The sequence below is a fragment of the Paenibacillus sp. VTT E-133280 genome, assembly GCF_002264385.1.
Taxonomy (GTDB): domain Bacteria; phylum Bacillota; class Bacilli; order Paenibacillales; family Paenibacillaceae; genus Paenibacillus_AQ; species Paenibacillus_AQ nitricinens.
Window position 1 is genome coordinate 22,770 of the sequence record NZ_NFUX01000060.1, and the last position, 24,224, is coordinate 46,993.

At 39.2% G+C, this 24,224-nt stretch carries 27 protein-coding genes and 2 pseudogenes; 3 read left to right on the forward strand and 26 right to left on the reverse strand.

The genetic code is table 11. From position 1 onward, the window contains the following. Positions 1-305: 305 nt before the first annotated feature. The 4 genes and pseudogenes from tnpA to arsA (CA600_RS22730) form a co-directional block, all read right to left on the reverse strand. A pseudogene (tnpA, locus tag CA600_RS22715) lies at positions 306-783 on the reverse strand (IS200/IS605 family transposase). A gap of 375 nt (positions 784-1,158) precedes the next feature. Then, positions 1,159-1,599 carry a MarR family winged helix-turn-helix transcriptional regulator gene (locus tag CA600_RS22720; protein WP_094873115.1) on the reverse strand — a complete coding sequence of 147 codons (441 nt, stop codon included), beginning with the start codon at positions 1,597-1,599 and terminating at the stop codon, positions 1,159-1,161. A gap of 73 nt (positions 1,600-1,672) precedes the next feature. After that, complete coding sequence (locus CA600_RS22725; protein WP_094873117.1) at positions 1,673-1,945, reverse strand: hypothetical protein; 273 nt, start codon at positions 1,943-1,945, stop codon at positions 1,673-1,675. Between the two features lie 22 nt (positions 1,946-1,967). Then, on the reverse strand, positions 1,968-3,734 hold the full coding sequence (arsA, locus tag CA600_RS22730) for an arsenical pump-driving ATPase (protein ID WP_094873119.1): 1,767 nt from the start codon (positions 3,732-3,734) through the stop codon (positions 1,968-1,970). Positions 3,735-4,010: 276 nt separating this feature from the next. Between arsA (CA600_RS22730) and CA600_RS22735 the strand changes: the two genes are divergently transcribed. Continuing rightward, positions 4,011-4,463, forward strand: a complete 453-nt coding sequence (locus CA600_RS22735) for a putative iron-sulfur cluster-binding metallochaperone (RefSeq protein ID WP_094873120.1) — start codon at positions 4,011-4,013, stop codon at positions 4,461-4,463. Here the strand turns inward: CA600_RS22735 and CA600_RS22740 are convergent. From CA600_RS22740 to CA600_RS22770, 8 genes are all read right to left on the reverse strand, one after another. Beyond that, entirely contained in the window at positions 4,438-4,803 is a 366-nt protein-coding gene (locus CA600_RS22740; protein WP_094873122.1) for an arsenic metallochaperone ArsD family protein, read from the reverse strand. The two genes, CA600_RS22735 and CA600_RS22740, sit on opposite strands and share 26 nt — an antisense overlap. Positions 4,804-4,860: 57 nt before the next feature. Then, positions 4,861-5,001 carry a hypothetical protein gene (locus CA600_RS31355; RefSeq protein WP_179281709.1) on the reverse strand — a complete coding sequence of 47 codons (141 nt, stop codon included), beginning with the start codon at positions 4,999-5,001 and terminating at the stop codon, positions 4,861-4,863. 246 nt (positions 5,002-5,247) lie between these two features. Next, positions 5,248-6,309 (reverse strand): FAD-dependent oxidoreductase, encoded by a 1,062-nt coding sequence (locus tag CA600_RS22745; RefSeq protein ID WP_094873123.1) that lies wholly within the window; start codon positions 6,307-6,309, stop codon positions 5,248-5,250. Positions 6,310-6,344: 35 nt separating this feature from the next. Then, a complete protein-coding gene (locus CA600_RS22750) occupies positions 6,345-6,779 on the reverse strand; it encodes a MarR family winged helix-turn-helix transcriptional regulator (protein ID WP_094873125.1) in 435 nt (144 codons plus the stop codon). A 30-nt stretch (positions 6,780-6,809) separates the two neighbouring features. Next, on the reverse strand, positions 6,810-7,616 hold the full coding sequence (locus CA600_RS22755; RefSeq protein WP_179281710.1) for a class I SAM-dependent methyltransferase: 807 nt from the start codon (positions 7,614-7,616) through the stop codon (positions 6,810-6,812). A gap of 631 nt (positions 7,617-8,247) precedes the next feature. Continuing rightward, positions 8,248-9,519: an IS110 family transposase gene (locus CA600_RS22760; protein ID WP_094873128.1), complete on the reverse strand. Its 1,272-nt coding sequence runs from the start codon at positions 9,517-9,519 to the stop codon at positions 8,248-8,250. Between the two features lie 167 nt (positions 9,520-9,686). Then, positions 9,687-11,819 (reverse strand): heavy metal translocating P-type ATPase, encoded by a 2,133-nt coding sequence (locus tag CA600_RS22765; protein WP_094873129.1) that lies wholly within the window; start codon positions 11,817-11,819, stop codon positions 9,687-9,689. Continuing rightward, on the reverse strand, positions 11,812-12,180 hold the full coding sequence (locus tag CA600_RS22770; RefSeq protein WP_094873130.1) for an ArsR/SmtB family transcription factor: 369 nt from the start codon (positions 12,178-12,180) through the stop codon (positions 11,812-11,814). The genes CA600_RS22765 and CA600_RS22770 overlap by 8 nt, the downstream gene beginning before the upstream one ends. 278 nt (positions 12,181-12,458) lie before the next feature. Here CA600_RS22770 and CA600_RS22775 point away from each other — a divergent pair. After that, positions 12,459-13,439: pseudogene (locus CA600_RS22775) on the forward strand (arsenic resistance protein). A gap of 532 nt (positions 13,440-13,971) precedes the next feature. Here CA600_RS22775 and CA600_RS22780 read toward each other — a convergent pair. The 9 genes from CA600_RS22780 to CA600_RS22820 all read right to left on the reverse strand — a co-directional run bounded on the left by CA600_RS22780 (position 13,972) and on the right by CA600_RS22820 (position 19,977). Further along, entirely contained in the window at positions 13,972-14,406 is a 435-nt protein-coding gene (locus CA600_RS22780) for a protein-tyrosine phosphatase family protein (protein ID WP_094873131.1), read from the reverse strand. 20 nt (positions 14,407-14,426) lie between these two features. Then, entirely contained in the window at positions 14,427-14,708 is a 282-nt protein-coding gene (locus CA600_RS22785; protein WP_094873132.1) for an iron-sulfur cluster biosynthesis family protein, read from the reverse strand. Then, complete coding sequence (gene arsA / locus CA600_RS22790; protein WP_094873134.1) at positions 14,705-16,510, reverse strand: arsenical pump-driving ATPase; 1,806 nt, start codon at positions 16,508-16,510, stop codon at positions 14,705-14,707. Before arsA (CA600_RS22790) ends, CA600_RS22785 begins: the two co-directional genes overlap by 4 nt. Before the next feature lie 17 nt (positions 16,511-16,527). Next, positions 16,528-16,890: an arsenite efflux transporter metallochaperone ArsD gene (gene arsD / locus CA600_RS22795; protein ID WP_094873135.1), complete on the reverse strand. Its 363-nt coding sequence runs from the start codon at positions 16,888-16,890 to the stop codon at positions 16,528-16,530. A gap of 57 nt (positions 16,891-16,947) precedes the next feature. Continuing rightward, positions 16,948-17,367 (reverse strand): arsenate reductase (thioredoxin), encoded by a 420-nt coding sequence (gene arsC, locus CA600_RS22800; RefSeq protein WP_094873137.1) that lies wholly within the window; start codon positions 17,365-17,367, stop codon positions 16,948-16,950. Between the two features lie 56 nt (positions 17,368-17,423). Continuing rightward, positions 17,424-18,482 (reverse strand): ACR3 family arsenite efflux transporter, encoded by a 1,059-nt coding sequence (gene arsB, locus CA600_RS22805; protein ID WP_042128004.1) that lies wholly within the window; start codon positions 18,480-18,482, stop codon positions 17,424-17,426. Between the two features lie 53 nt (positions 18,483-18,535). After that, complete coding sequence (locus CA600_RS22810) at positions 18,536-18,880, reverse strand: ArsR/SmtB family transcription factor (RefSeq protein WP_094873138.1); 345 nt, start codon at positions 18,878-18,880, stop codon at positions 18,536-18,538. Positions 18,881-18,990: 110 nt separating this feature from the next. Further along, entirely contained in the window at positions 18,991-19,314 is a 324-nt protein-coding gene (locus CA600_RS22815) for an ArsR/SmtB family transcription factor (protein WP_094873140.1), read from the reverse strand. Between the two features lie 237 nt (positions 19,315-19,551). Next, positions 19,552-19,977: an arsenate reductase ArsC gene (locus CA600_RS22820; RefSeq protein WP_042127998.1), complete on the reverse strand. Its 426-nt coding sequence runs from the start codon at positions 19,975-19,977 to the stop codon at positions 19,552-19,554. A gap of 499 nt (positions 19,978-20,476) precedes the next feature. Here CA600_RS22820 and CA600_RS22825 point away from each other — a divergent pair, with 499 nt between their 5' ends. After that, positions 20,477-20,971: an arsinothricin resistance N-acetyltransferase ArsN1 family A gene (locus tag CA600_RS22825; RefSeq protein ID WP_042132212.1), complete on the forward strand. Its 495-nt coding sequence runs from the start codon at positions 20,477-20,479 to the stop codon at positions 20,969-20,971. Positions 20,972-21,567: 596 nt separating this feature from the next. Here the strand turns inward: CA600_RS22825 and CA600_RS22835 are convergent. From CA600_RS22835 to CA600_RS22855, 5 genes are all read right to left on the reverse strand, one after another. Next, on the reverse strand, positions 21,568-22,074 hold the full coding sequence (locus CA600_RS22835) for a hypothetical protein (protein WP_143812186.1): 507 nt from the start codon (positions 22,072-22,074) through the stop codon (positions 21,568-21,570). After that, entirely contained in the window at positions 22,075-22,728 is a 654-nt protein-coding gene (locus tag CA600_RS22840; protein ID WP_094873144.1) for a TniQ family protein, read from the reverse strand. After that, entirely contained in the window at positions 22,706-23,647 is a 942-nt protein-coding gene (locus CA600_RS22845; RefSeq protein WP_143812187.1) for a tyrosine-type recombinase/integrase, read from the reverse strand. Before CA600_RS22845 ends, CA600_RS22840 begins: the two co-directional genes overlap by 23 nt. Further along, the gene (locus CA600_RS22850) at positions 23,598-23,909 is read right to left on the reverse strand and encodes a hypothetical protein (RefSeq protein ID WP_094873147.1); all 312 of its coding nucleotides are present in this window, start codon (positions 23,907-23,909) and stop codon (positions 23,598-23,600) included. The genes CA600_RS22845 and CA600_RS22850 overlap by 50 nt, the downstream gene beginning before the upstream one ends. Positions 23,910-23,956: 47 nt before the next feature. Continuing rightward, on the reverse strand, positions 23,957-24,224 hold a 268-nt coding region (locus CA600_RS22855), incomplete at its 5' end, for a dihydrofolate reductase family protein (protein ID WP_256989975.1).

A 24,224-nucleotide genomic window follows, 5' to 3' on the forward strand; every position in this document is an offset into this window, starting at 1 on the left:
CAACATTCAATGGCCTGTATTTACCCTGCATACACTACCATCGTCGCTTATTTACGACTTTTTCAAAAAAAATGTTTACGGTAATAGGAACAAGCTCTTGTCCATTCTTGGCAATGGGTACAAGTTCTTGTCCCGAGCAAAGGACAAGAACTTGTACCCATAAAATCAGGACCACCCGTCCAACGGGTGGTTTGCTCTTGGGGTATAACCCCCTGTTGCCAAACTGCGCCTAAAGACGCTAGCCTGACCACACATTTGTTCAGGCTCAGTGTAATTTATCATTTTCACTTACCCGTTAAACGGGCTTATTTCTTTTTGTTCCTTTTGTCACTGAATGGATCTTCGTATTCTTTTACACTCAATTTATCTATGGCTTGGTCATGTGCTTCTTGTTCACGAATGTATTTGGCTACGGTGGCTTCATTTAAACCCACGGTGCTTACATAGTACTCTTCCGCCCAAAATTTTCGATTCCCATACTTATAATTTAGCCCAGCATGCTTCTCAAAGATCATGAGCGAACTTTTCCCCTTCAGATATCCCATGAACGTGGACACGGCGATCTTTCGGCGGTATCGCTACCAGCATGTGTACGTGATCTGGCATCATGTGAGTGACCCTCTATGATCTCGACCCCTTGTATTTACATAAACGCTTGAAGATTTCGATCAAATCTTTCCTCACTTGATTATATATTTCTTTCCGTCTATACTTCGGGGTGAACACGATATGGTATTTGCATATCCACTTCGTGTGAGCTAGACTATAGCTCTTGATTGCCATCTATGACCATTCCTTTCCTTTGAGCCTGAACATCTCAATTCTATCGGAATGGTCTTGGTGGTCAAACCCTCGTTCCCTCCACCCGCATAGCGGGTGGTTTTTTGTTTCGTGCGTTTCACGCACTCAACTGGCTTAAGCCATAATAAAAAATCCGCGCCCTGCGCGGATTTCAAAAGGTATATGTTCTTGTCCTCTTACAACATTTGGTTATCATATCTTCGATATCTTCAGCTGCTATGTGATCGATCTAAACTGCAGGATCATTCGTCGTAAGGTATACTAACTCCTTGGCTAAATCAACAAAATTCCCTCCCTAATCGAGAGGATTAGATGTTATGAATTTGCAAAATGCAACGATACGAATGTTTCATATCCTTATGGTGAACAACACACTTTTGATTTAGCCATAGAATCATTAAGCAACTGAATAGAACGAATAACAGTTTGGCGCTCAAACTCATTCATATGCGAAAATACTTCCGTTAAATATGAATTCATTTGTTGATCAATCGTTTCAGCAATAAACTTTCCTTCAACAGTTAGGGAAAGGACATAGATACGACGATCACTAGGATCTGGTGTCTTTTGTACAAGCTTCATTTTAACTAAAGTTTGGATCTGACGGCTAAATGTTGTAATATCTGTTCCAAGTGTATCGGCTACTTGTTGTATGTTAGGATTATGCTGTTTATCTATTTCATATAGGATGTGGCTCTGTATGGGAGAGATATCAATTCCACCCGCTGTACAGCATACTTTATTCAATACTCCGAATCTCCGAGTCATAATCTGAAACATATCCCGCAAATTTTCCAAGTGACTTACCTCCTGTCCTTTCCCTTAGTTATACTTTATTTATTTGCATTATGCAAGTATTACATAATGGAATTTAACAGCAGCTAGATCCTTCATTCAGTATCACTAAATTCCCTTCATCTAAGTCTAAAATAATGTTGTTTAAAATAGTAACTCTCTCTGGCTCTATCACAACTTGAATATCATTAATGGTTTGAATATGATCCTCTATTTTCGCATCATCCAATGCAAGGTTTACATTTGGGTCACAACATCCTGAACTTGTTTGGGATATACGAAGGATCTTTCCTTCATTATCTTTCATGATGTTCTCAATGAATACTTTAGCACTATCCGAAATCTTCATATTCTCTTCCTCCAGGTCATTTTTAGTTTGTTACTAATTGTTTGAGTGCTTGATAACCAATAATCTCTTGATTATGCAATGGAATAACAACGAAATTTCCATCGGATGTGTCTTTCACGCGCTGAATCCATAGTTGTTCTCCCAATGCTCTTGTGTGAAGAATTGGATCTTGGGTATGAGTCATGATCATACTCTGGTTCACAACCCACCACTTTGGTGTAATTCCAGCACGTTGTAGATCCACAGACAGTCGTTCCGCCTCATAAACCGGTGTTGTCTCTGCAAGAGTTACAATGACAATACTTGTTTCTTGTTCATTCCGTAATCGAGGTAATAAGTTTTGAACAGATACAGGGACTTCACCTGAAGAATTTGCAATTTCTTTATGGTAAGATTTCGTAGCATCGAGTAGCAGTAGTGTATGACCTGATGGAGCTGTGTCTATCACGACAATCTCATTGTCCGCACGCTCGACAATATTAGCAAAAGCACGAAATACAGCAATTTCTTCGGTACACGGAGAATTTAGTTCTTCTTCTGCGTAAGCAACACCTTGTTCATCCATAGTTTCACGTGCTCTGTTTAAGACTTCCTCTCTGTATTTTTCAACTTCTTCTTTTTGATCAATTTTACTCATCGAGATGAGTGTCTTAATATCTTCATGCATGACATAATCAAGATGAGCAGCTGGATCCGTTGTTGTTAGATGAACCTTTTTGCCGCGTTCTGCTAATCCAACAGCAATTGCACTCGCCACAGTTGTCTTGCCAACGCCCCCTTTACCCATCGTGAAAACTACTCTTTGATTACGCTCTATAATATCATCAAGAATTGTAGTCAGATGAGGATAATTCACATCCGTTAGTTCTGAGATTTGATCTGGGATGCTTTGCGTTTCGTCGAAAAGTTTGCGCACATTTTCTACACCTGTAATATTAAATGGCACTAGTGGGACAGCCCATGTAGCAAGTGTCTTTAATGCTTCAGGAATGCGGTTTAGAGCTTCTTCTTGACGTGTAGCGAAAGCGGCTGCCGTAGCATCGGATAACATAGGATGATTCAATAACCCGTTAATGATAAGCATTTGGTTACGAATTCCCGTGTCAGCTAACTCTTTTGAAGCACGAGCTGCTTCTTGTAGTGGCGCAGTATCTGCTCTAGTGACAAGCACTAACGACGTTTGCATGGGATCAGATAATACCTTCACCGTTTGTTCGTATACGTCTTTCCGTTCGTTTAACCCAGCGAGTAATCCCATACTTGTGGTTCCTTCTGTACTATCCTCTAAGAACTCATTCCATGCATTGGGTAGTTGAAGCAATCTTAAAGTGTGTCCAGTTGGTGCTGTATCAAAAACAATATGATCGAATTCAGCCTGGATTTTCTTATCCGTTAACAGTGTAGAAAATTCATTAAACGATGCGATTTCTACCGTACATGATCCGGAAAGTTGTTCCTCCATTTGTTGAATGACCACATCAGGGAGCTTTCCACGATAGGGACCAACTACGCTTTCTCTATATTCTTGAGCCGCTTGATCAGGATCCAAATTTGCAACATAAAGATTCTGCACTTCCGGTATTTCCTTGTAATGCATATCTAATTTCGTATTAAATACATCTTGTAAATTGGACGCGGGATCTGTGCTTACCAATAGAACTTTCTTTCCTTGATCTGCTAAAGATATAGCTGTTGCACATGCTGTTGAAGTTTTACCAACTCCACCTTTACCAGTGAAAAATAAATAAGGTGTAATATCAATTTTATTAACATCAAATAATGGAATCATCTGTAGTACCTCCCAGGTTGTTTTAATTATTGGATCTTTTTTAGAAGATTGTTGCTTTTAATTGCGTATGCTACAATAGTACCGGACATTTGTTTGTACAGGGTAAAGAACAATGGGATGCGTTTTGTTATGGAGATTTTAGCGATTTTCCGAAGACGGAAGTGTTTGTATTAAACGGAATGGGAAATATCGTTATCGCCAACGATACTTGTACGTGTAAGGAAGCCAGATTTACACCTATTCGCACATTCAAAACTGTATAAGGAGTGATAAAAAATGGATAGCTGTTGTCAAACATCCACAGAAAAACCAACAATACCTTCTCAATGCCCTGGTTGTCACCAAAAAGGCAAAAGCATTCAAACGATTACGCTCAAAGCATTGCTTCAACCAACAGCGTTAGAAACTATTCACGCTGAATCGACTTACTCTTTTTGCTCTAATTCATCTTGCGAAGTTGTTTATTTTAGCTATGATCAGACCTTTGACAAAGATATGCTCAAAGTATCGGTGTTCCAAAAAGACGATGCGCTGGATGTCCCTGTTTGCTACTGCTTTGGATGGACAAGAGAACGTTTAATAAAAGCTGTTCAAGAAAATCAGTATCCAATTAAACATATACGAGAGCAAGTTCAAGCTAATCGTTGTGGATGTGAGATTAATAACCCACAAGGTGCCTGTTGTTTGGGCAATGTCACTACATTCATTCGGAATCTTGACAAGAGTTAATTTGAATATTCACCGTTTGTTTTTTTAATATCTCTTCGACGGAAATATTGAGCCATTCTGAAAGCTCTTCATTAGATGGGAAATCTTGAGTTTTTACGACTTCCCCATTAACTATTGTGATAGGTAAATTGTTCAAATCAGCATCCATTAGCGTCTTTACTTGTTCATTAGAATTAAATACTTCTGTATGGCTTAGTAAACTATATCTGTTAATGTCATAACCTTTTACAAATAAATTATTAGCAGCTGCAGAGAAACGAATGGAATTCATTTTAGCTTTAGGATCTGTAACGTTGGTTGAACAACATCCCCCTGAATCAAACACATCGATTTTTTTCATGGTAGTGGTCTCCTTTTTCGATTCAAATCAAATGATGTAACGGTAAATCCCAAATAACTAATTCTCATCTGCAGGACAACACCCCTTATCTTCGGGTTCATTACAACATGTTTCTTCATTTTCGATATTCACTTTTCGTTGAACCTTAGCATCTGGACAACAAATTTCATCTGTAAACTTAACTGAGTCATTATTCATTACCTCTCACCTCCTTACAATGGCACGGAATATTATTTGCGTTATGCAAATATATAAAATGAAAAATATACATGATTATCCTACCAATCGACTGAAATAACATAAAAATCGGGCGTTTTATTATCAACTGTTGTTTTCATTATATTATAATTATTTGCAAAATGCAAATATAAAATTAATCAACTCCATTCATCCCAATACATCCATGTATTATTCAAAACTGACTGTATTTGATTAGTTCAGGAGTTATGGTTTTCGAAGGAACCGTGTAATATGTTGTACAACATATTTAGCATCTGCTCCTACACCTCGTATCGTAGCTGACGCAAATGACCGCTGATTCGCTAATCCTACATAATACAGTCCCGGAACTTCTGTGCTCACACCGGCAACATGCTGTGGTCTGCCATCCATAGCAAGCGCACCAGTCTGATGAAGAAACGGAATATTAGGACGATAGCCCGTGGCAAATATCACACTGTCGACGGGTTCCTTATCTCCATTCGCCCAAATGACACCTTCAGGATAAAAACCTGAGAACATTTGTTTTTGATTCGGATTGCCGTTGTCTATTTTCTTACGGTATCCACCAAGGTCGAATACAGAAACGGGACTCGGAGGTTCCTTACCGATTCGATAGAATGGAAATGTATCAACTCCAGTCATTTTCAACCAGAAATGAAGATCAAGCCCTAGAAATCGTTGACGAGTAAATTTGACTGGATGTTGAACAGCTAAAGATACGGTGGCATAATCGGCCAGTTCTACTGCGATTTGAACGCCCGAGTTTCCCCGTCCCACAACGATAACACGCTGCTCGCGAAACGGTTCAGGTCGTTTATATTCGGACGAATGAAGAAGGTTTCCTTGAAAAGACTCAGTTCCAGGAAGATTAGGAATATATGGACGATGAAAAGAACCCGATGCGCTAATAGTCGATTTGGTTCGATATCTCTTGCCATTTAAAGTTATGATATCAAAGCCGCCGTTGACAGCTTCGACTCGTTCCACTTTGCTATTTAACATTAATGGAAGTTTGAACTTCTCAGCGTATACACGTAGATAGGAGATGACCTCATCACGTAACGGGTACTCGTTTGAATCTTTTGGGAAAGCGAAACCTGGTAATGACGAATATCGTGCAGGAGAAAACAACTTAAGGCTATCATAATATTGTGGCCAAGCCCCCCCCGGCTGATCACCGGCTTCCAAGATCATGAAATCCAGTCCAGCCTTTTGCAAATGATAACCGGATGCGAGACCCGCCTGCCCACCACCAATGACAATGGTATCTACAACTTTGGACATTGTTGTTCATCCTTTCTTTTTAACCGAGAATGTAGTTAACAGCAGTTATTCTTATTTAACGCATAGATCAACAGTTCTAGGCTCTCTGTAACCTGCTCCCGTTTGTTCTCCGGTATATCATTCATAATCTTTCCAAAGTATGCATTAAGAACAGCACTAATTTGCTCATTTAAAACCTGTCCCTTGGTTGAAAGCATCAGCTTCACATAACGCCTATTGTTCGGATCAATAATTCTTTCAACCCAATGATCTGCTACTAAGTTATTTACCGTTCTGCTCATGGTGCTTTTATCCAGATTAAGTACATTAGCCAGATCTATGAGTGAGATTTCACCCGCAAGCCCAATTTCCATAATAGCATGGCATTGTCCGATCGTTGCTCCGCAACACATGAGTTGTGTTTTCTCTAGAGCACCAATGTTTTTATCGAAAGCTCTCATTAAATTCCTAAGTAAATCTACATTTTCCATGGTTTCACCTCAATAATGAATAGAGAAATATTACGAACCTTTAACCCCTTTATACAGGCTATATCCTATCTTGCCATCTAGTACAGCTTTAAAAAAAATCTTCTCGTTCTCCATAACCTTAAATACACCTTTAATTCCATGCTTCTGCACAATCCGTTTCAAGGTTATCAGTCTTTCGGGTAAAGTAAGCAGCTTCGAATGATGCTTAACATCTCGATCTTTTCGAACCTTCCAGAATTTTTCCGGTTGTGACCATTCTTCATACTCCGCAATAATGTTGACGACACCCGATTTTCTCAGCATTTCATTCCATTGCTCTAATTCCAAAGGAGTCGTTCCGTACCTTTCAGCTAGTTCTTCCTTCTCATTTTCCGTCACTTGCTTTTTCCAGATGGATTCATGGATCACTACGGTACCACCAGGTTTCACAACACGCACCATTTCATTCAGAACCTGTTCTGAATCATCCGGGATTCCAACCGCACATTCATTAATTACCACATCAAAGGTATCATCACCAAAGGGTAAAGCCTGAGAATCTCCCTGACGGAAGGAGACACAGCCCGTCATACCGGCCAATCTAGCAGAGTTCGACGCGGACTCGATCATTTTTACTGAGATGTCTAATCCAGTCACCTGAACCCCATAGTTCTCTGCATAAAATATTGCTTGAGTTCCTCTTCCACTGGATACATCCAAAACCCGCATCCCCTGTTTAAGCTCTGCAATCTCTGCAGTGCGTTTAGTTAAAGCAAAGCCTCCAGGATGCAGTGTTTCTATTCCACTAATCTCAATGGCATCCTCAATGGTTGGTTGATGTATTCCTTTTCTTTTCATCTTCATCCCTCCCACTAAAATGTAACACACAACTGTTGTATTTTACAACAGTTAAATAAAAAAAGACTATGTCCGTTTGGAAATAGTCTTCACATGGTAGAATTTTATTGATTGTGAAGGGTAAATGTCAGAAGAAAATAATGTTTTAGACTGAAAATTATCAAGACCTAAACTTATGAAAATCAAATAAAATATAGAGTTCTACATATTATGCATGACTAATATGTGGAACCCTTTATGTTTAACTCCCTCGATACGATATAGTTTTCTCACTAATACTCGCTTATTCGCAGGATTTCGCCCGGTGGGTAAGGGGTGAAAGATCAGAAGGGGAACTCCGTGTTAGACTTCGGCAACATGAAGACGCACGGGAATAGTGGGGAACATATCCTGCCCCATATAATTCCATTTACTGCACGCTTTCTCCACGCCTCCCTTGGAGGTTTTCACTCCCATGTCTCAACGGGTCTGTGCCCTCTCATTCCTTCGTTACGCCTGTCCAAGGGGTGGAGGCCGGTCTTGCTATCGTTACGGGTCTGTGCCCTTTGGTTAAATATATCCGGTACTCCGTGCTTTCTTTGAAATCCTGCAAATAAGCCAATACTCGTGCTACGAAACGGTAGGTTATAGGTTAAGCTGCGAGCTGAATAGGCATTGTTTTTGGAGGGTTGTAAGCTTCGCCACTGCGGGCCATCCCTACAAGTATTCGAGCTAACTTTCCACACAGTTTCATAATAGACCTCATTTTCTTCATCTTCTTTACTTGTACATTGTAGGTATGCATGGCTTTAAACTCCGAATTACTTGCTACTAAACTCATGGTCATCATAAAGATGAAACGGCGGAGACGAGATCGTCCTCGTTTGCTAATCTTCATTTGTCCAGTCCATTTGCCTGAACTAGCTTCTGCGAGGTTTAGCCCAGCATGGCGCAGCAAGGCATTGCCGTGCACAAATCCGCTTAAATCCCCTGCCTCACCTAGAATACCGGCTAGTGAAATAACACTTATCCCTTTGACAGCAAGCATGGATTCAGCAAATGGAATACGTTTTAGAACGGCAACAATCTCTGTCTCTACCGTTTTTAGTTGCAGGCAAGCAAGGTCGTACTCATCGAGAAGTTGCTTCAAGTGAAGTTTGTAGGCATGCAATGCTTGCTTAGTGCCAACAGAACGGCTAGCAAAAGAGATAAGAGCTTTGGCCTTTGGTTCACCAGAATGCCGTTTCATAACCGATTTCCAACCTTGCAGGACGTCTTGAGGCTGAAGTTTATACAATTCTTCGGGTGTAGGAAAAAGACGAAGTGTGGCTAGTGAACCTGTACACATGATGTTTTTGAAGACTTGTCGCAGCTCAGGAAAAACAACGTCGACCCAGCGATGGATTTGGTTCTTCGCACTAACGAGTCTCGTTACGACAGAGTCGCGGTTTGAGAGAAAGACACGTAATTCTTCGAAGGCTTCTGGTGTGTTGCGAATGAACAAATAATAGCCGTTTTTGACCATATCAGCGATGACCAGAGCATCCTTTTTGTCGCTCTTGGATGGCGTATTGTCGCGGTTCTCCTTATTTTTTCTCACGAGATGTGGATTGACTAGAACGACTTCAAACTGGCGATCCGAAAGCCAGTTGGATAGGCTAAACCAATAGTGCCCGGTAGGCTCCATACCAACAATAGCCTCCGTTAAAGCGTGTGTGGATTGCAACGTTTGAATCCAACGAAGAAGGAATTGAAAACCCTCTTCATCATTAGAAAAGGATAGAGGATTACCGACCACGATTCCTCGAAAGTTAACAGCACGAGCGACATGCGTTTGCTGAGCAATGTCGATTCCTACGACTAGATGCTGGGCGGTAATTTTTTCAATGAGTTGATTTTGTCTGTCCTGCGATTTAAACTTCATAGTAGAGCGTCCTCCTGGATGATGGGATTTAAAGGGCTATGACCCGTTGCGTACTCCCATCGTACCGAGGCGCTTGTTTTTTTGCAAAGCTGATAATTAACGCTCTACAGGAATGCTATCGTGTCCAGTTAGCTTAATAGATTACTGCCTTGATTACATAATTAAATTTATTCTTTAACTTTCAATAACCTTAAACTGTTTAATGTCACAAGCAATGTTGCCCCCATATCGGCAAATATTGCTATCCATAGCGTTAACCAACCAGGCATAACTAACAGTAATGCCACTATTTTAATTGCTAAAGAGAAGGTAATATTTTGTTTGATGATGACACGAGCTTTGCGGCTTAATTTAATGGTATATGGCAATTTTCTTAAATCATCAGACATTAACGCAATGTCAGCCGTTTCTAAGGCTGTGTCAGTCCCGGCACCACCCATCGCTACACCAACAGTAGAAGCTGCAAGTGCTGGTGCATCGTTTACGCCATCCCCGACCATTGCTACACTATGATGCTTTGCTCGAAGTTCTTTAATAAAATTCAACTTATCTTCGGGTAGTAAATCAGCTTTAATATCAGAAACACCGACTTGTTTTCCAATTGCTGCTGCGGTTCTTTGGTTATCACCGGTCAGCATCACTGTCTCAATTCCCATATAATTTAATTTACTGATGACTTCTTTGGACGATTCTCTCATTTCATCTGCTACGGCAATTAACGACAGAATCTTTATTTTCGTCCCTAACACCATTACAGTTTTTCCTTCTGTTTGCATATGAATAATTTTTTCTTTAATAGAAGTTTCAATCGTTTGATGCAATTCTTCAAAAAGATATGGACTTCCAACATAATACATTTCATTATTTACTTTTGCTTTTACCCCTTTACCTGTTATAGATTGGAACTCTTCAACTGACAGGCTATTAAAATTCAATCCAATTTCTTCTGCTTTTCTCATAATGGCTGAAGCAAGTGGGTGTTGCGATCCTTTTTCTATAGCTGCAGTTACCATCATTAATTCGTTTTCGTTTCCACTATACGTCACGATGTCTGTTACTGCAGGAATACCTTTTGTTAATGTCCCAGTTTTATCAAAAGCAATCGCTTTAAGGGCTCCTGCTTCTTCTAAATGGATTCCACCTTTGATCAAAACACCATTTCTTGCAGCATTTCCTATTGCAGTGACGACGGCAACCGGAGTTGAAACAACTAATGCACACGGACAACCAACCACTAATACAGCTAAACCTTGATAAATCCATTCACTCCAATCACCGCCAAATAGTAATGGAGGAGCAACAGCGATTAACAGAGCCAAGACAACAATAGCTGGTGTATAGTATTTCGCAAATTTATCGACGAACGCTTGAGAAGGTGCTCGTTCTGCTTGAGCTTCTTCAACAAGATGAATAATTTTTGAAAGTGTAGTATCTTCAACTCGTTTTGCTACTCTAACTTCAAGCAACCCTTCTTCATTCAAAGTTCCAGCAAACACTTCATCATCAATTGTTTTTGTTACTGGAACACTTTCACCCGTAATCGCAGCCTGATTTAACGTAGAAGTACCTTTAATGACAACTCCATCCATAGCCAATTTTTGACCAGGCTTTACGATCATAATATCTCCAACTTGAATATCATCAACGTGGATCATCATTTCTTCATTTCCACGACGAATTAACGCTTCTTTTGGAGCAATATCCATCAATGATTCAATAGATTGACGAGCCTTATCCATTGAATAACGCTCTAATGCTTCACTGATAGCGAAAAAAATAACAACTGTTGCTCCTTCACCCCATTCACCAATTACCGCGGCTCCTAAAATAGCAATGGTCATTAACGTATTCATATCGAATTTTAATCTGCTTATGTTTTTTAGACCTTTAATAAATAGTGAATATCCGCCAATTAAAATGGACGCTGCATAACCAATCGTCGGAAGAAGATGATCTTCCCCATATTGCTCTCCTAAAAACCAACTAATAACAAGCAATATAGCTGAAATATACACCTTAATGTTTTCTTTTTGCTTCCAAAATGGTTCACGTTCTACTCTTTGTTCTTTTTCATCGCGAATCTTTAGATTTTCAAATGCTCCAGCTTTTTCTAATTCTGCAATTGTTGTCGTACCTTTAACATAAACTTTAGATGCTCCAAAATTCACTTTTGCATCATGTACACCTGGTAGTTCTTTAACATTATTTTCAAAGATAGCTGCACAGTTTGTACAGGTAAACCCTTGAACCCTATAGGTTTTCATTTCTTGTTCGGATAATTTCGTTTGTTGATCAGACATTTATCTCAACCTCCTTACTATGTGCTAAAGCAATAATGATTAACTGTTTAATGTGTTCATCAACTAATGAATAGAATGCCAACTTCCCTTCTTTTCGATACTTCACAACCCCTTGTTTATGAAGTGTTCGTAAGTGATGAGAAGCATTAGCCACCGTTGACCCTATTATATTTGCTATGTCACAAACACATAGCTCTTCATCCGTACACAATGCATAGGTGATTTTTGCTCTATTTTCATCAGCTATAGCTTTAAACAATTGGGAAACACTAGATATATCAATTGTTTGTAAATCCCCGCGTATTCGAATCACCTTTTCTTCATCGTAACAATAAATCTCACAAGTATCTTTTTTACCCATTTTCTCACTCCATTATCATTCAAGTGTCTGTTTGAATATACTATACTCTTTTTTCGGAAATATTCAAGTGGATACTTGAATGAAATTAAAAAAAGAATTAGGAATCCTAATTCTTTAAACAAAATTTATTGAGCTATCCTGCTTAAAATTGGTTTGTTCATAGTTATTACCAAGGGGGAAACCTAGAAAATAAAAAACAATATGTTATTAATAGGCATTAGAAGAACACTTACAAAACTGTGTGATATAATCCGGGTAAACAAGAGGAGTGTGGATAGGTGCCTCAAAGGGAGAGTTTAGAAACGAACCAAATTTCCGTATACGTAGTAGCCTTAATTGTTGGAGGGATAGTGGGATTAATAAGTCCACGAATAGGTGGCTTCCTAGAATCCTTGGTTTCCTTTGTGATTGCTGTCCTTTAATTCAGTATGTTTTGTCAAATTCCATTTCTGAAATTAAAGGAAGCATTCTCTAATGGACGCTTCATAGGAGCCTTATTGCTTGTTAACTTTATCTTAATTCCCTTGCTTGTATTCTTATTAATCAAGGTTTTTCCTCAGCCTACCCCAGTTCTAATTGGAGTTTGCTTGGTACTTCTAACTCCATGTATAGACTATGTCATAGTATTTACCCAATTGGGTAAAGGAAATGAAAAGTTAATTCTTGCTTCTACTCCAGTACTTTTTGTTGTCCAAATGATTATGCTGCCTTTTTATCTTTGGCTGTTCATTGGTAATGAGGCATCACAAATAGTTAGAATTGGTCCTTTTATTGAAGCTTTTGTTTATTTAATCATCATTCCTTTACTATTCGCTTTAGCTATTCAGTTCTCAAATAAAAAAAGCACACGAGGTATTAAAGCACTGGACTACACTGCGTGGCTCCCCGTCCCGCTTATGGCATTCGTACTCTTTTTAGTGATAGGCTCTCAAATTGATAGGGTTGTAAAGGATTTCAATGTCATTATTGCAGTGATACCAATTTATGTATTATTTCATATTGTGTCACCAGTTATTTCTCGAACGATATCATCTATTTTTCGTATCGGGCCACCAGATGGGCGTGCACTGATTTTTAGCGCAGGAACACGAAATTCCCTTGTTGTACTTCCTCTGGCCCTTACCTTACCAGAAGAGATGGCTACAATCGCAGCATCAGTAATAGTAACCCAAACAGTAATTGAATTGATCGCAGAACTGTTATATATCAATTTCGTGCCTAATTATATTTATAGAGATCTAAAGGTAAATGAAAATTGAGGCTAGAAAGTATTACACTAACGGGGAAACTATAGCCCAATCAACGGCAACTGGCCAATTTGATGTCTGCTGTTGTTATTAAATTTAGATTACGTTAAACACCCAACCCTTCTTTTGTAACAGTGGATAGACTGTATAAAGAATTTAGCGTTAAAGGTGCAGGGGTGTACGCGATGGTCGACGATATACTCGGAGATAAAAAAACTCGTCAATACGATTGGTTTTCAAAATAAAGAGGTTGAACTCAGAGGATTTATTCAGGTGGTTAAGAATATTTCAAGTAAACATAATCTTACTTTTGTTGAGATGTTCCAAGCTTATTTAAATTGGAAAGACATAGAACATTAACAAAAATAATGTTTCAACTAACGTGGAACGTTAGTTCAATGAAATAGCGACAGTCTAGGACTTTATTTTCTCGTCCTTTGCTGTCGCTGTTTCAATTTCTTGGGTCAGTTTAAACTTATTTATGGGGTCTGACGGTATGACAATTCGAAAAGCCGCGTGAAATAAAGATATTCAGTCTAATACTTTATTTTCTGCTGACATAAAACCCTCTCAACACATCACGCATTTCTTGCTTGATATTGATGTCTGGACGTTTTTCTTTGGCCAAAGCTTCCGCTTCTTCTACGGTAGAAGCCATTTCTAGTTCAAGTAAAACTCCAGTGGCTACTGTTCCTGTGCGATTACGACCCCCTGCACAATGAAAATACACCGTCTTTCCACTGTTCACTGCGTCTGTAACTGCCTGAATAGCTGCTTTCACATAAGACCCTTGGCCTGCTTCATCCTCTACGATTGGGAAGTGATGACGGGTTACTTCGGTTGGAAAGCCTTCTGCCTCCGTTCCGTTATCTCTCAAATCAAACACATCTGTAATCTCATTCTCTTTAAGGGCTTCAAGCAAAGCATTCTCTCCACCAATATATACTTTATTCTCGATAAGTGCGTGGTAATTTGCCATAATAGCTCTCTCCTGTCGGCTTAACAGCAGTTTCTGCCGCCACTCATAGTTAGTCCTGCGTCTTGCTCGTCCTGCACAAAATCAAGGACAAGTCCGCCGATTTGGTCAGCCACCCGGGAATCTGCCGCAATTTGAATATGATTTACTACGCTCACCGCATCATTTTCTTGCGGTTTCTCAAGCGACAATTGATAACTGGGTCCACAGCATCCTGCTCCGGAATATGCAAACCGCAAAGTAGAGACCCCTGCCTCCTTCATCATGTTCTCAATAAACTGCTTCGCTTCATCCGTAATCGTCATTTTTCCTCATTCACTCTCTTTCCTATCTTGAGATACTTTCCCGTCAAAGCTTTCAATTGTTCATACCCTGTAATTTCGTCCGGTTTCCAAGGAATGATTGCCACATGACCATTAGAGATTTCTTTAACCTTACTAATCCATTGTAGCTCGGCATGAGCACGCCCATTCAGAACTTTGTCATTTGTTCCTGCAGCAGCAAAGCTTTGGTTGATGGCCCACCATTTTGTTGGAATGCCGGCACGCTCCAGATCACACTCTAAACGAGAGGCTTCATAAAAAGGTGTTGCCTCCGCTAACGTGACGATTACGACACTGGTTTCCTTCGGATTACGAAGACGAGGGAGCAAATGTTGAACGGAATCTGGAATCCATCCAGAGGAACGGGCAATTTCTTTATGATACTCCTGAGTTGCATCAAGCAATAATAGGGTGTGTCCGGTCGGCGCCGTATCAATCACTACGATTTCCTCTTCTGAATGTTCAACCAAATCAGCAAAAGCCCTAAACACTGCGATTTCCTCTGTGCACGGCGATCTTAAATCCTCTTCTAGAAAAGCGAGTCCCTCTTCATCAAGCGATTCCGAATTTTGTTGAATGACTGCTGCCTGGTATCTCTCCAGTTCGATTTTGGGATCGACTCGACTGAGTGTGATGCGATCTGAATTCTCTCCAAACACATACTCTAGATGGGCGGCAGGATCAGTCGTACTGAGATGGACCCGGTGTCCACGTTCTGCAAGCCCTACAGCAATCGCAGAAGCTACCGTGGATTTTCCTACGCCTCCTTTACCAATTGTAAAGATCACTCGAATACCACTTTCCTCCAGATCATTAATCAAACCACCAAGATCCGGAATGGAACGGTCAATCTCCACAGCATTTACTTTTTCGGTAGATGCCAACGGATCCGATTGGAAAAGATTACGTAAGCTTTCAAGTCCAGTCACGTTAAATGGAGCTAATGGAATAACATAATTCGGCAGTTCCTGGAGTTCAGCAGGCAATTGTTCCAAAGCCCGCCGCTGCCTGTTATAAAACCCTTTAGATACAGGGTCCTCTTCGCTGTGAGATAACAGCAAACCATTAATGACCAGCATTTGGTTCTTGATACCTGTTCCCCGAAGTTCTGACGATGCACGTGCTGCTTCCATTAGCGGAGATTGTTCCGGACGGGTAACCAGAATTAGCGTCGTCATTTCACCATCTGATAAGGTGCGGACGGCTTCGTTATATAGTGTTTTTTTGGATTTTAAACCAGCCAGAGGCCCCAGACAAGATGCACCATGCGTACTTTCATCCAGAAATCCACTCCACGCCGATGGCAATTGTAATAAACGCAGTGTATGACCTGTAGGTGCGGTATCAAACAGAATATGATCAAATTGAGACTTTAATTGTTCATTAGTAAGCAGCGTCGTAAATTCATCAAAAGCTGCAATTTCAACGGTACATGCACCGGATAGCTGTTCTTCCATGGTGCTGATAACTGAATCAGGTAGGACTCCACGATACGGGGCAACAACTTTCATTTTATACTCTTCCGCAGCGGACTCCGGATCTAAATTTGCGACAAAAAGATTGGGCACACCTTCAATTGCGACGGGTTGATTGGACAACTCCCGGCCGAAGACATCTTGCAAATTAGAGGCCGGATCGGTACTCACGAGCAGAACCCGTTTACCGGCGTCCGCTAAGGCAACTGCTACTGCACAAGCAGTTGAAGTCTTCCCAACGCCACCTTTACCTGTAAAGAAAAAATATGGCGTTTTCAGGATGGTATGTGGATCGAACCGAATAGACATGTTGACCCTTCTTTCGTTTATTGTGACTTCACTTTTAGATCTAAACGCACTCTAGGCTTCATCGTAAGTTCAAAAGCCGGAATCCCTGTCCAGTTCTCTAACTCTTCATTAGTAGGATAACCTTGTTTCTTAACGACCTGACCATCTACCATAATTACAGGTAATACATTTGGGCCTTCATCAGTCAGTAATTGTTTAACAACTTCATTCGCAACAAAAGCAGCCGGCTCACTGGACAAGTTATAACGGGAAACATTGACGTCCCTTTTCTTCAGGTTATGCACCACTGCAGAGATCCGAATTAATTCCGGATCAACACTCGGACCACATACTCCTGTGGAACAACACATCGCTGGATCATAGATTTCAATAGAGTTCATATATTTAATCTCCTTTCTGTAGAAAAAAACCGGGATTTCTCCCGGCTGGACTATTCCTTATTCGCCGGTTTCAGCAAATTGTTTAATTCGTGCTCCGACCTGATCACGGACCTGCTGGAATACAGCCCATTTCTCTTCGTCAGTTCCTAGCGCTTTCGCAGGATCATCAAATCCCCAGTGTTCCCGTTTCACCTTTGGAGGTGTAATCGGGCACTTATCAGCAGCGTCTCCACACAAGGTAACCACCAGATCAGCGTTATTTAATAGCTCTGAATCAATAATATCGGATGTCTGAGACGTGATATCAATACCTACTTCATTCATAGCTTTCGCTGCTTTAGGGTTAAGACCATGTGCTTCGATACCTGCACTGTAAATATTCCACTCATCACTGAGGTATTTCTTTGCCCAGCCTTCAGCCATCTGGCTCCTACAAGAGTTTCCAGTACACAAAAAGTAAATTGTTTTCTTTTCCATGATAGATAATCTCCTTTATATTGAAGGTAATAGTAACTATATTTTTGATGCTTTGTTTAGGCAGCAGGTGACGGTTTATTAAAGTACTTCTTTCCGAACCATAATGAGACGTTTACAAGCCCGATAAGAACAGGCACCTCAACAAGCGGTCCGATAACAGCGGCAAATGCCGCCCCTGAATTTAATCCGAACACACCGATGGCCACTGCAATACCCAGTTCAAAATTGTTGCTGGCTGCAGTAAAAGAAAGTGAGGCTGCTACCGGATAAGAAGTTCCCGCTTTTTTGGACATCCAGAAGGACAAGAAAAACATAATGACAAAGTATATTAATAACGGTATAGCGATTCTAACGACATCCATAGGTAGCTGAATCATTAAATCTGCTTTAAGTGAAAACATCAACACGATTGTAAATAAAAGGGCAATCAAAGTAAGAGGACCAATCTTTGGCAAGAAAACCTTCTCGAACCAAGCCTCACCCTTTGTCTTCAGCGCAATCACTCGCGTCAATATTCCAGCTGCAAATGGAATACCCAAGTAAATCATTACGCTTTCCGCAATTTGCCCCATCGTAATGTCTACAACTGCTCCCTGTACGCCAAACCATCCGGGCATTACTGTGATGAACAGATATGCAAAAACGGAATAAAAAATAATTTGGAATATGGAGTTAAAAGCTACTAAACCTGCTGTATATTCCGGGTCGCCTTTTGCCAGATCACTCCATACGAGAACCATAGCAATACATCGAGCCAAACCTATCATGATCAAACCAATCATGTATTCCGGCATATCGCTCAGAAATAAGATGGCTAACAGAAACATTAATACTGGACCGATAATCCAGTTCTGCACCAAGGAGAGCAGTAGGACTTTCCAATCCTTAAATACTCTTCCCAGTTTCTCAAACTTCACTTTAGCCAGCGGTGGATACATCATCAGAATCAATCCCACGGCTATAGGAATTGAAGTCGATCCGACCTGCATCTTCGATAAACCTTCCGAAAAGCTAGGTATCAAAAAGCCGATCAAAATCCCAATTCCCATTGCCGCAAAGATCCATAAGGTTAAATAACGATCCAAGAAAGACAACTTCTTTTCTCTTTGACTCATATTGTTCAATCTCCTTTGATAAGTTTTCCTTATCACTTAGATCCTTGCACGTATTAATTACAAGAAATTCTAAGACCTTTCTTATCGAGCTCTTCCAATTCATGATCTTGTGAAGGAACAAAGTTCAGCAATTTCTGAATTAACTCATTATGAATACTATTAGAATTGATCGAATAAAAAATCCATTGACCCTTCCGATTTTCCTTTACCAGACCTGCATCCTTTAGTTTGCGTAAATGCTGACTGACAGACGGTTGACTCGTTTTGAAAACTTCGACAAGTTCGCATACACAGCATTCTTGCTTCTCCAACAGTTTCATCATGGTAAGCCTCGTTTTATCCCCCAATAGCTTTAATACCAATGATATTTCATCCAAATCATCTAGAGAAAAACTCATATTCCGTTCCTCCTTTTCCTTCATCATTATATAACCATATGCTTATATAAGCATATGGTTATATAAAAATCGGGATCTAAATGTTCCTTCATGAGACTTAAATCATTCGATTAATCACAATCAGCCTCAGTATAGTTCTCTTTTAACAAAGACAGCAACGTCTGAGTATCGGGTAGAGTATCTAGAACGGTTTGAATAAAAGGCTTATCATCCACATCAAGTGAATAGTATACCCATTGTCCACCTCTTCTTTCCTTAACCATTCCCAGCGCCTTTAATTTCCTTAAATGTTGACTGACATTGGGCTGAGTCATATCTAAAATCCCCACTAGATCACACACACACCATTCTTTATCTTTCAGTAGTCCCATTATTGTGAGTCTGGTTTTGTCACCTAATAATTTCAGTTTTCCAGCCATTTCCATATCGAACATATACACAGTCCTCTCAAGAATACGAACAAAATAATATATAATCATATATTATTGTTTGATTCCTTCAAAATCAAGAAAGGCTATTTCTGTAGATACATTAGGTTTATTTAAAATTTTGCCAGATCTTCGAACCTCATTGTACCTTTTCCACTCTTGAAGGCAATGCGGACAATGCTCATCCACATGACCACAACTGAATACTCGATGATACTACACCCGAAATCGATACAAAGATTTTTACTCATTAACTGGTATTTTCATTTCCTTCAATAGCGCAATAACTTTCTGTTGGATTTCGTCCCTTGCAGCTCTTACGTCTCCCAGAAGACCATCATGTGTTAACGGATCAATAACATTCCATTGAACATTTTTGATGGCAAAGGGAACGATTGGACATTTTTCATTGACTTGTTCACATAACTTTATAATGACTTTCGATTGCATAAACGTTTTCATGTCAATTGTTTTTGAGCTTTTGTTTGAAATATCAATTCCTATTTCCTTCATGACTTCAATGGTATATGGATGGATATCTCCGGATTCAAGTCCGGCACTTTCAGCGACCACATGATCACCACCATAATGTCTGGCAAAAGCCTCGGCTATTTGACTTCGGCAACGATTCTGGATACAAAGAAAATAAAGATGAATTGGTTGTTGCATTCTTCTCAACCCCTTTCTATTTGTATATCATTATATAATTAAATCATTATATAATAATCGCGCTTTATGTTATCGCAATGTAAAAACTTAATAAAGCCACACTAATTTTATAATATCGACCTTCCAAAATCATGATTTACCCATTTCGATTTTTAGTTGCATTTTGCAAGTTTTACGATTATAACTTATGTATGAGGTGAAAATAATGGAAAACGCACGAGAGTTATTTCAAATAATGACTCGGCGCTTAGGCTTACTGAATAACTGCGTAGCACGCGATCCTTCCCAGAAGAACGCAAAATCCTAATGATCAAAGTGTACGTACTTTATCTCACTGCAGATGTGGCACACCAGCAACAGGGTGATTCCCCTTATTTATTTCTGCATTAAATTATTAATCCTGCGATGAATATTTGATTTCTAGGTTCGAACAGAACATCGTATTTATGTGATTATTGTGATAAATAAATATATTTTATATAGGGGGAAGGTACAGATGATGACTGCGTTAATTGTTCGTAAGGCAACATCAGCGGATACAGAAAGTATCCTTCGCATTTATAATCAGGGTATTGAGGATCGGATTGCTACATTGGAAACCGAGTCCAAAGATTCGTCTTATATGGAAGCATGGTTCCAAGATCACCAGGGACGTTTTAGCGTTGTTGTAGCGGAAAGAGAAGGAGAAGTGCTTGGTTGGGCCTCTCTTAACCCCTATTCACAACGATGCGCCTATAGGGGCGTAGCTGATCTTTCTATTTATATTGATCGCAGGTTTCGTGGGCAAGGTATCGGCAGCTCTCTATTGAAGTCCTTAGAGCAGATAGCAAAAGAAAATGAATTTCATAAAATCGTTCTCTTCACCTTCCCATTCAATCAAGGGGGCCAAAGATTATATCTAAAGATGGATTATCGACAGGTTGGCATTTTTGAGAAGCAAGGTGTTATGGATGGGGAATTTATAGACGTGATGATTATGGAGAAACTGTTGTAAAAAAAAGGTTTGATGTACTTACAATTTGCCGAGTATCTCTTAGTGTAACCATTTCCTAACTATTCTCTCAATTTAACATCTTAAAAAATGAATTTATGGCATGTATTCTCGTCTTTTTTTGGAAAAGGGATTAAGTTCTTGCCCAGGGTCTAAATAATAAGTGAACCGCACTTGGACGAATTACAAAAGGTAAATACGTAGTCTGATCCGTAGTAATATGTAGAAAAGCCTTTGTTAACTTTATATTTCTTTTGAAACAAACTGTATTATTGGGATTTCAGAAATGAGTTTTACGATGATACCTTCAAATTGATTATCTAATCGTAGTGAGAATTCTCAATCCCTGTAAGTATTTTTCTGCTGCTTTCTTCTCTTCACTCATTCCTTTTGACATTGCCAACCGCATTGGGAGAAAGGAAATCTCTTCAGGATCAAATGTAGGTTTACTTTCGAAGGGACAATATGTTGTGATCATAAGCGTTTCATCATTAGTATATTTCAGCATTTTTTTCTTCTTTAGATTAAACAAGATCATTGTGTCAGTTTCTTTGTATGAGGTATCAATTAAAGGTCTAATCTGTAATTTGGCATACTGATTAGCGATTGTTAGCCATTTTATTGAAATGTTTACTAGCTACTTCCCATAATAAGTGATTTAATATCCACTTCATCATCCGATAATCACTGCGATTAAAGACCATCAATAGCTCCTTAAAGCCTTCTTCAAAAAAATGAAATGGAAGATCAAAAGGTTTTATATTTTTATGAGTATATCTCTTCCCCTCATTTATAAAAGGGTTGATATGGTAAACACTCTCTTTCCAAAACACGTAAGCATAGGCGTAGGGACAAATAGGTGGGAACTTTTCATCTCTTCTCTTGTACATACCAACAAATCTCTTTATACAATGTTGATGTTTTTTTAGGGTAGTACACAAAAGGTGTTTTTCAAATGCTTCTAGTGTTTTTGCAAGCGATAAATAAATATCTTTATAGTTCATTTCCACAGTATCTCTATTGGGTACATCAATATTCAAATCAAAAATTGATGAGTAGTGAACTTCGTCAGTATTTACTTGTACAAGGTTTATCATTTCTTCCATCTAGTTTAAATTCGACACTAAAAAAGGTCTGAAGATCACTGTTTTTTGAAGACATTCTATATTTTCTTCTGTTAGGCTTAACCATGCGATAACATTAGGATCTTTTAAGGTACGACTAGCTACTAAATGCTGTTGGACATCTTGATTATTTATGCATTCTTCACAATTGCAAATAAACCCCGATTCGTACTCATGTCGGGGTAATAAATAGGGGATGGATTTCTTACAAGATGGACATTCGCTGTCTAAGGCACACAGATGAAACGGACAAGTTTCTATAAATTTGAATTGATGCAACAAGCTATGATAATTCAGTTTCATGCATTCTTTGCAAAAATGAAGAGTGTCTCTAAACAGGGATTCTGACTTGATGTAGGTTGGAAACATCTGAGTTAATCTTTTTTTTATGCCCTCGGTATGGTCACTTAATGAATACCCTAGTGCTTGAGTAAGTTTTTGGTGATCGAATCCTTCAAAAGTCCATAAACTTAAATATTTTTTACTAATAATAGAACCGCCTGTTATTGGAAGCTCTGGTCCATATCTCTGCAACAGTTGCCGTGAGTTTACAACATTTGCTTTCTTGATCTTTTCAATGATAGACCAAGACGATTCGAATCCCTTCAAGGGACTATCCACTTGATTCATACTCATCAGACTGCTCCACCTTACTTTGAGTGTTAATTTTTTCTCTTATTTCAACGAATTTTTCTAACTTTCCCTTCAATATTTCGACTAAACGAGATCTCCCGTGCATACTTCCCTCTTCAATTTGTTGATTAATCATGGAAATCTGTTGATCGTAATAAGGAAGAAAAGAAGAATCGATGTAAAAGCTTGAGCACTTAAACATTATACAGGGCTGTTCATGAGTTTGACTCAAAAATTGACAATGGGTACGAGGGGATTTAATACAATAACCTTGTTCAAGTCTGATTTCAGTTAGATTTCTCTTTAACCAATCGATATCTACATTATTTTCATAGGCCTGATCAAGGATTTTAGTCTGGATGACCTCACCGGTTATCGGGTCTAGGCGTACAGCCCCATACTCATGAGAATGTTCCCAAATAACTTGTAAATTATGATCGTGGATCTTGGCATAAATAACAGCCATTTCTGGAGTTACATTTGACAATAGTTTTTGTACATCTAGGATACTGGCCCCATTACTGATTTTTTTTATACCAAAACGGTGGCGAAATGGTGACGCTCCAAACCGAAATATTTTACCGTTCAGGTCTATAATTTGTTGCTGCTCAGCAAAAATATTCAGTTGACGTATAAGAGAAGGTTGCAAATATGTTCTGCCACGATCTTTCATTTTTCCCTTATATCTCAGAAACAAGAAGTGTTCGGGGTTTTCTTCTTCTGAAAATTTTTCATGAATAAATATCTTTTGTGCTTTCACCATGCTATAAATATCTTCACTTATTGGAACTGATTTGATTTTATCTCGCTCTGAAACAATCCAATACCCATCGTCTCTTTTTTGCAAGCAGTCTAGTTTAAGTGTAAGAAGATCAACTAAATGAAATCCAGTCGCCTCCAATAAAATAACGATAGGCCACATATTGAGGATCTAATAAATGAATTTTGTTGGTTATTTGTTCCCAAATATTATCATTTAAATAGTTATATTCGGTGATCTTTTTTTTCTCTAATTTTGGTCTATCTTCTTGATAAATCAACGACCTTGAGGGTTTCAGAGGTGCTTCTTCCCATCCATATCGTTGCAGATAGGTTATGAAATTTTCAATATTTGCAATCATCGACCAAATACCATAATCGCTAGGGGGTTGATTATGGTATTGTGATGGGCTTTTCCCTCCCATTGGATTCCTTTTAAGAAAATCTACATACTCTATAAAGTCTTGGCGTGTCATTTCCTGTAGAGTATAGTGATTTGGAAGGTCGTTGTTGGAATGATACGGATTGGATTTTTATTCTCCTCATACCGATTAGTAAGAAAGGGATTGTCCGTTAAAATTGTATTTTTGCCAACCATAATGCCCTGCACATTCCCCCGAAATAGATGGATGAATTCCATATCCTCATTGGAAAACAAAGAAAAAAGCTCCTTACTCGAATTACCTGCTCCCATAGTGAGCTTTCCGTCGATCGAAATTTGGCTGAATATCGTTGTTTTC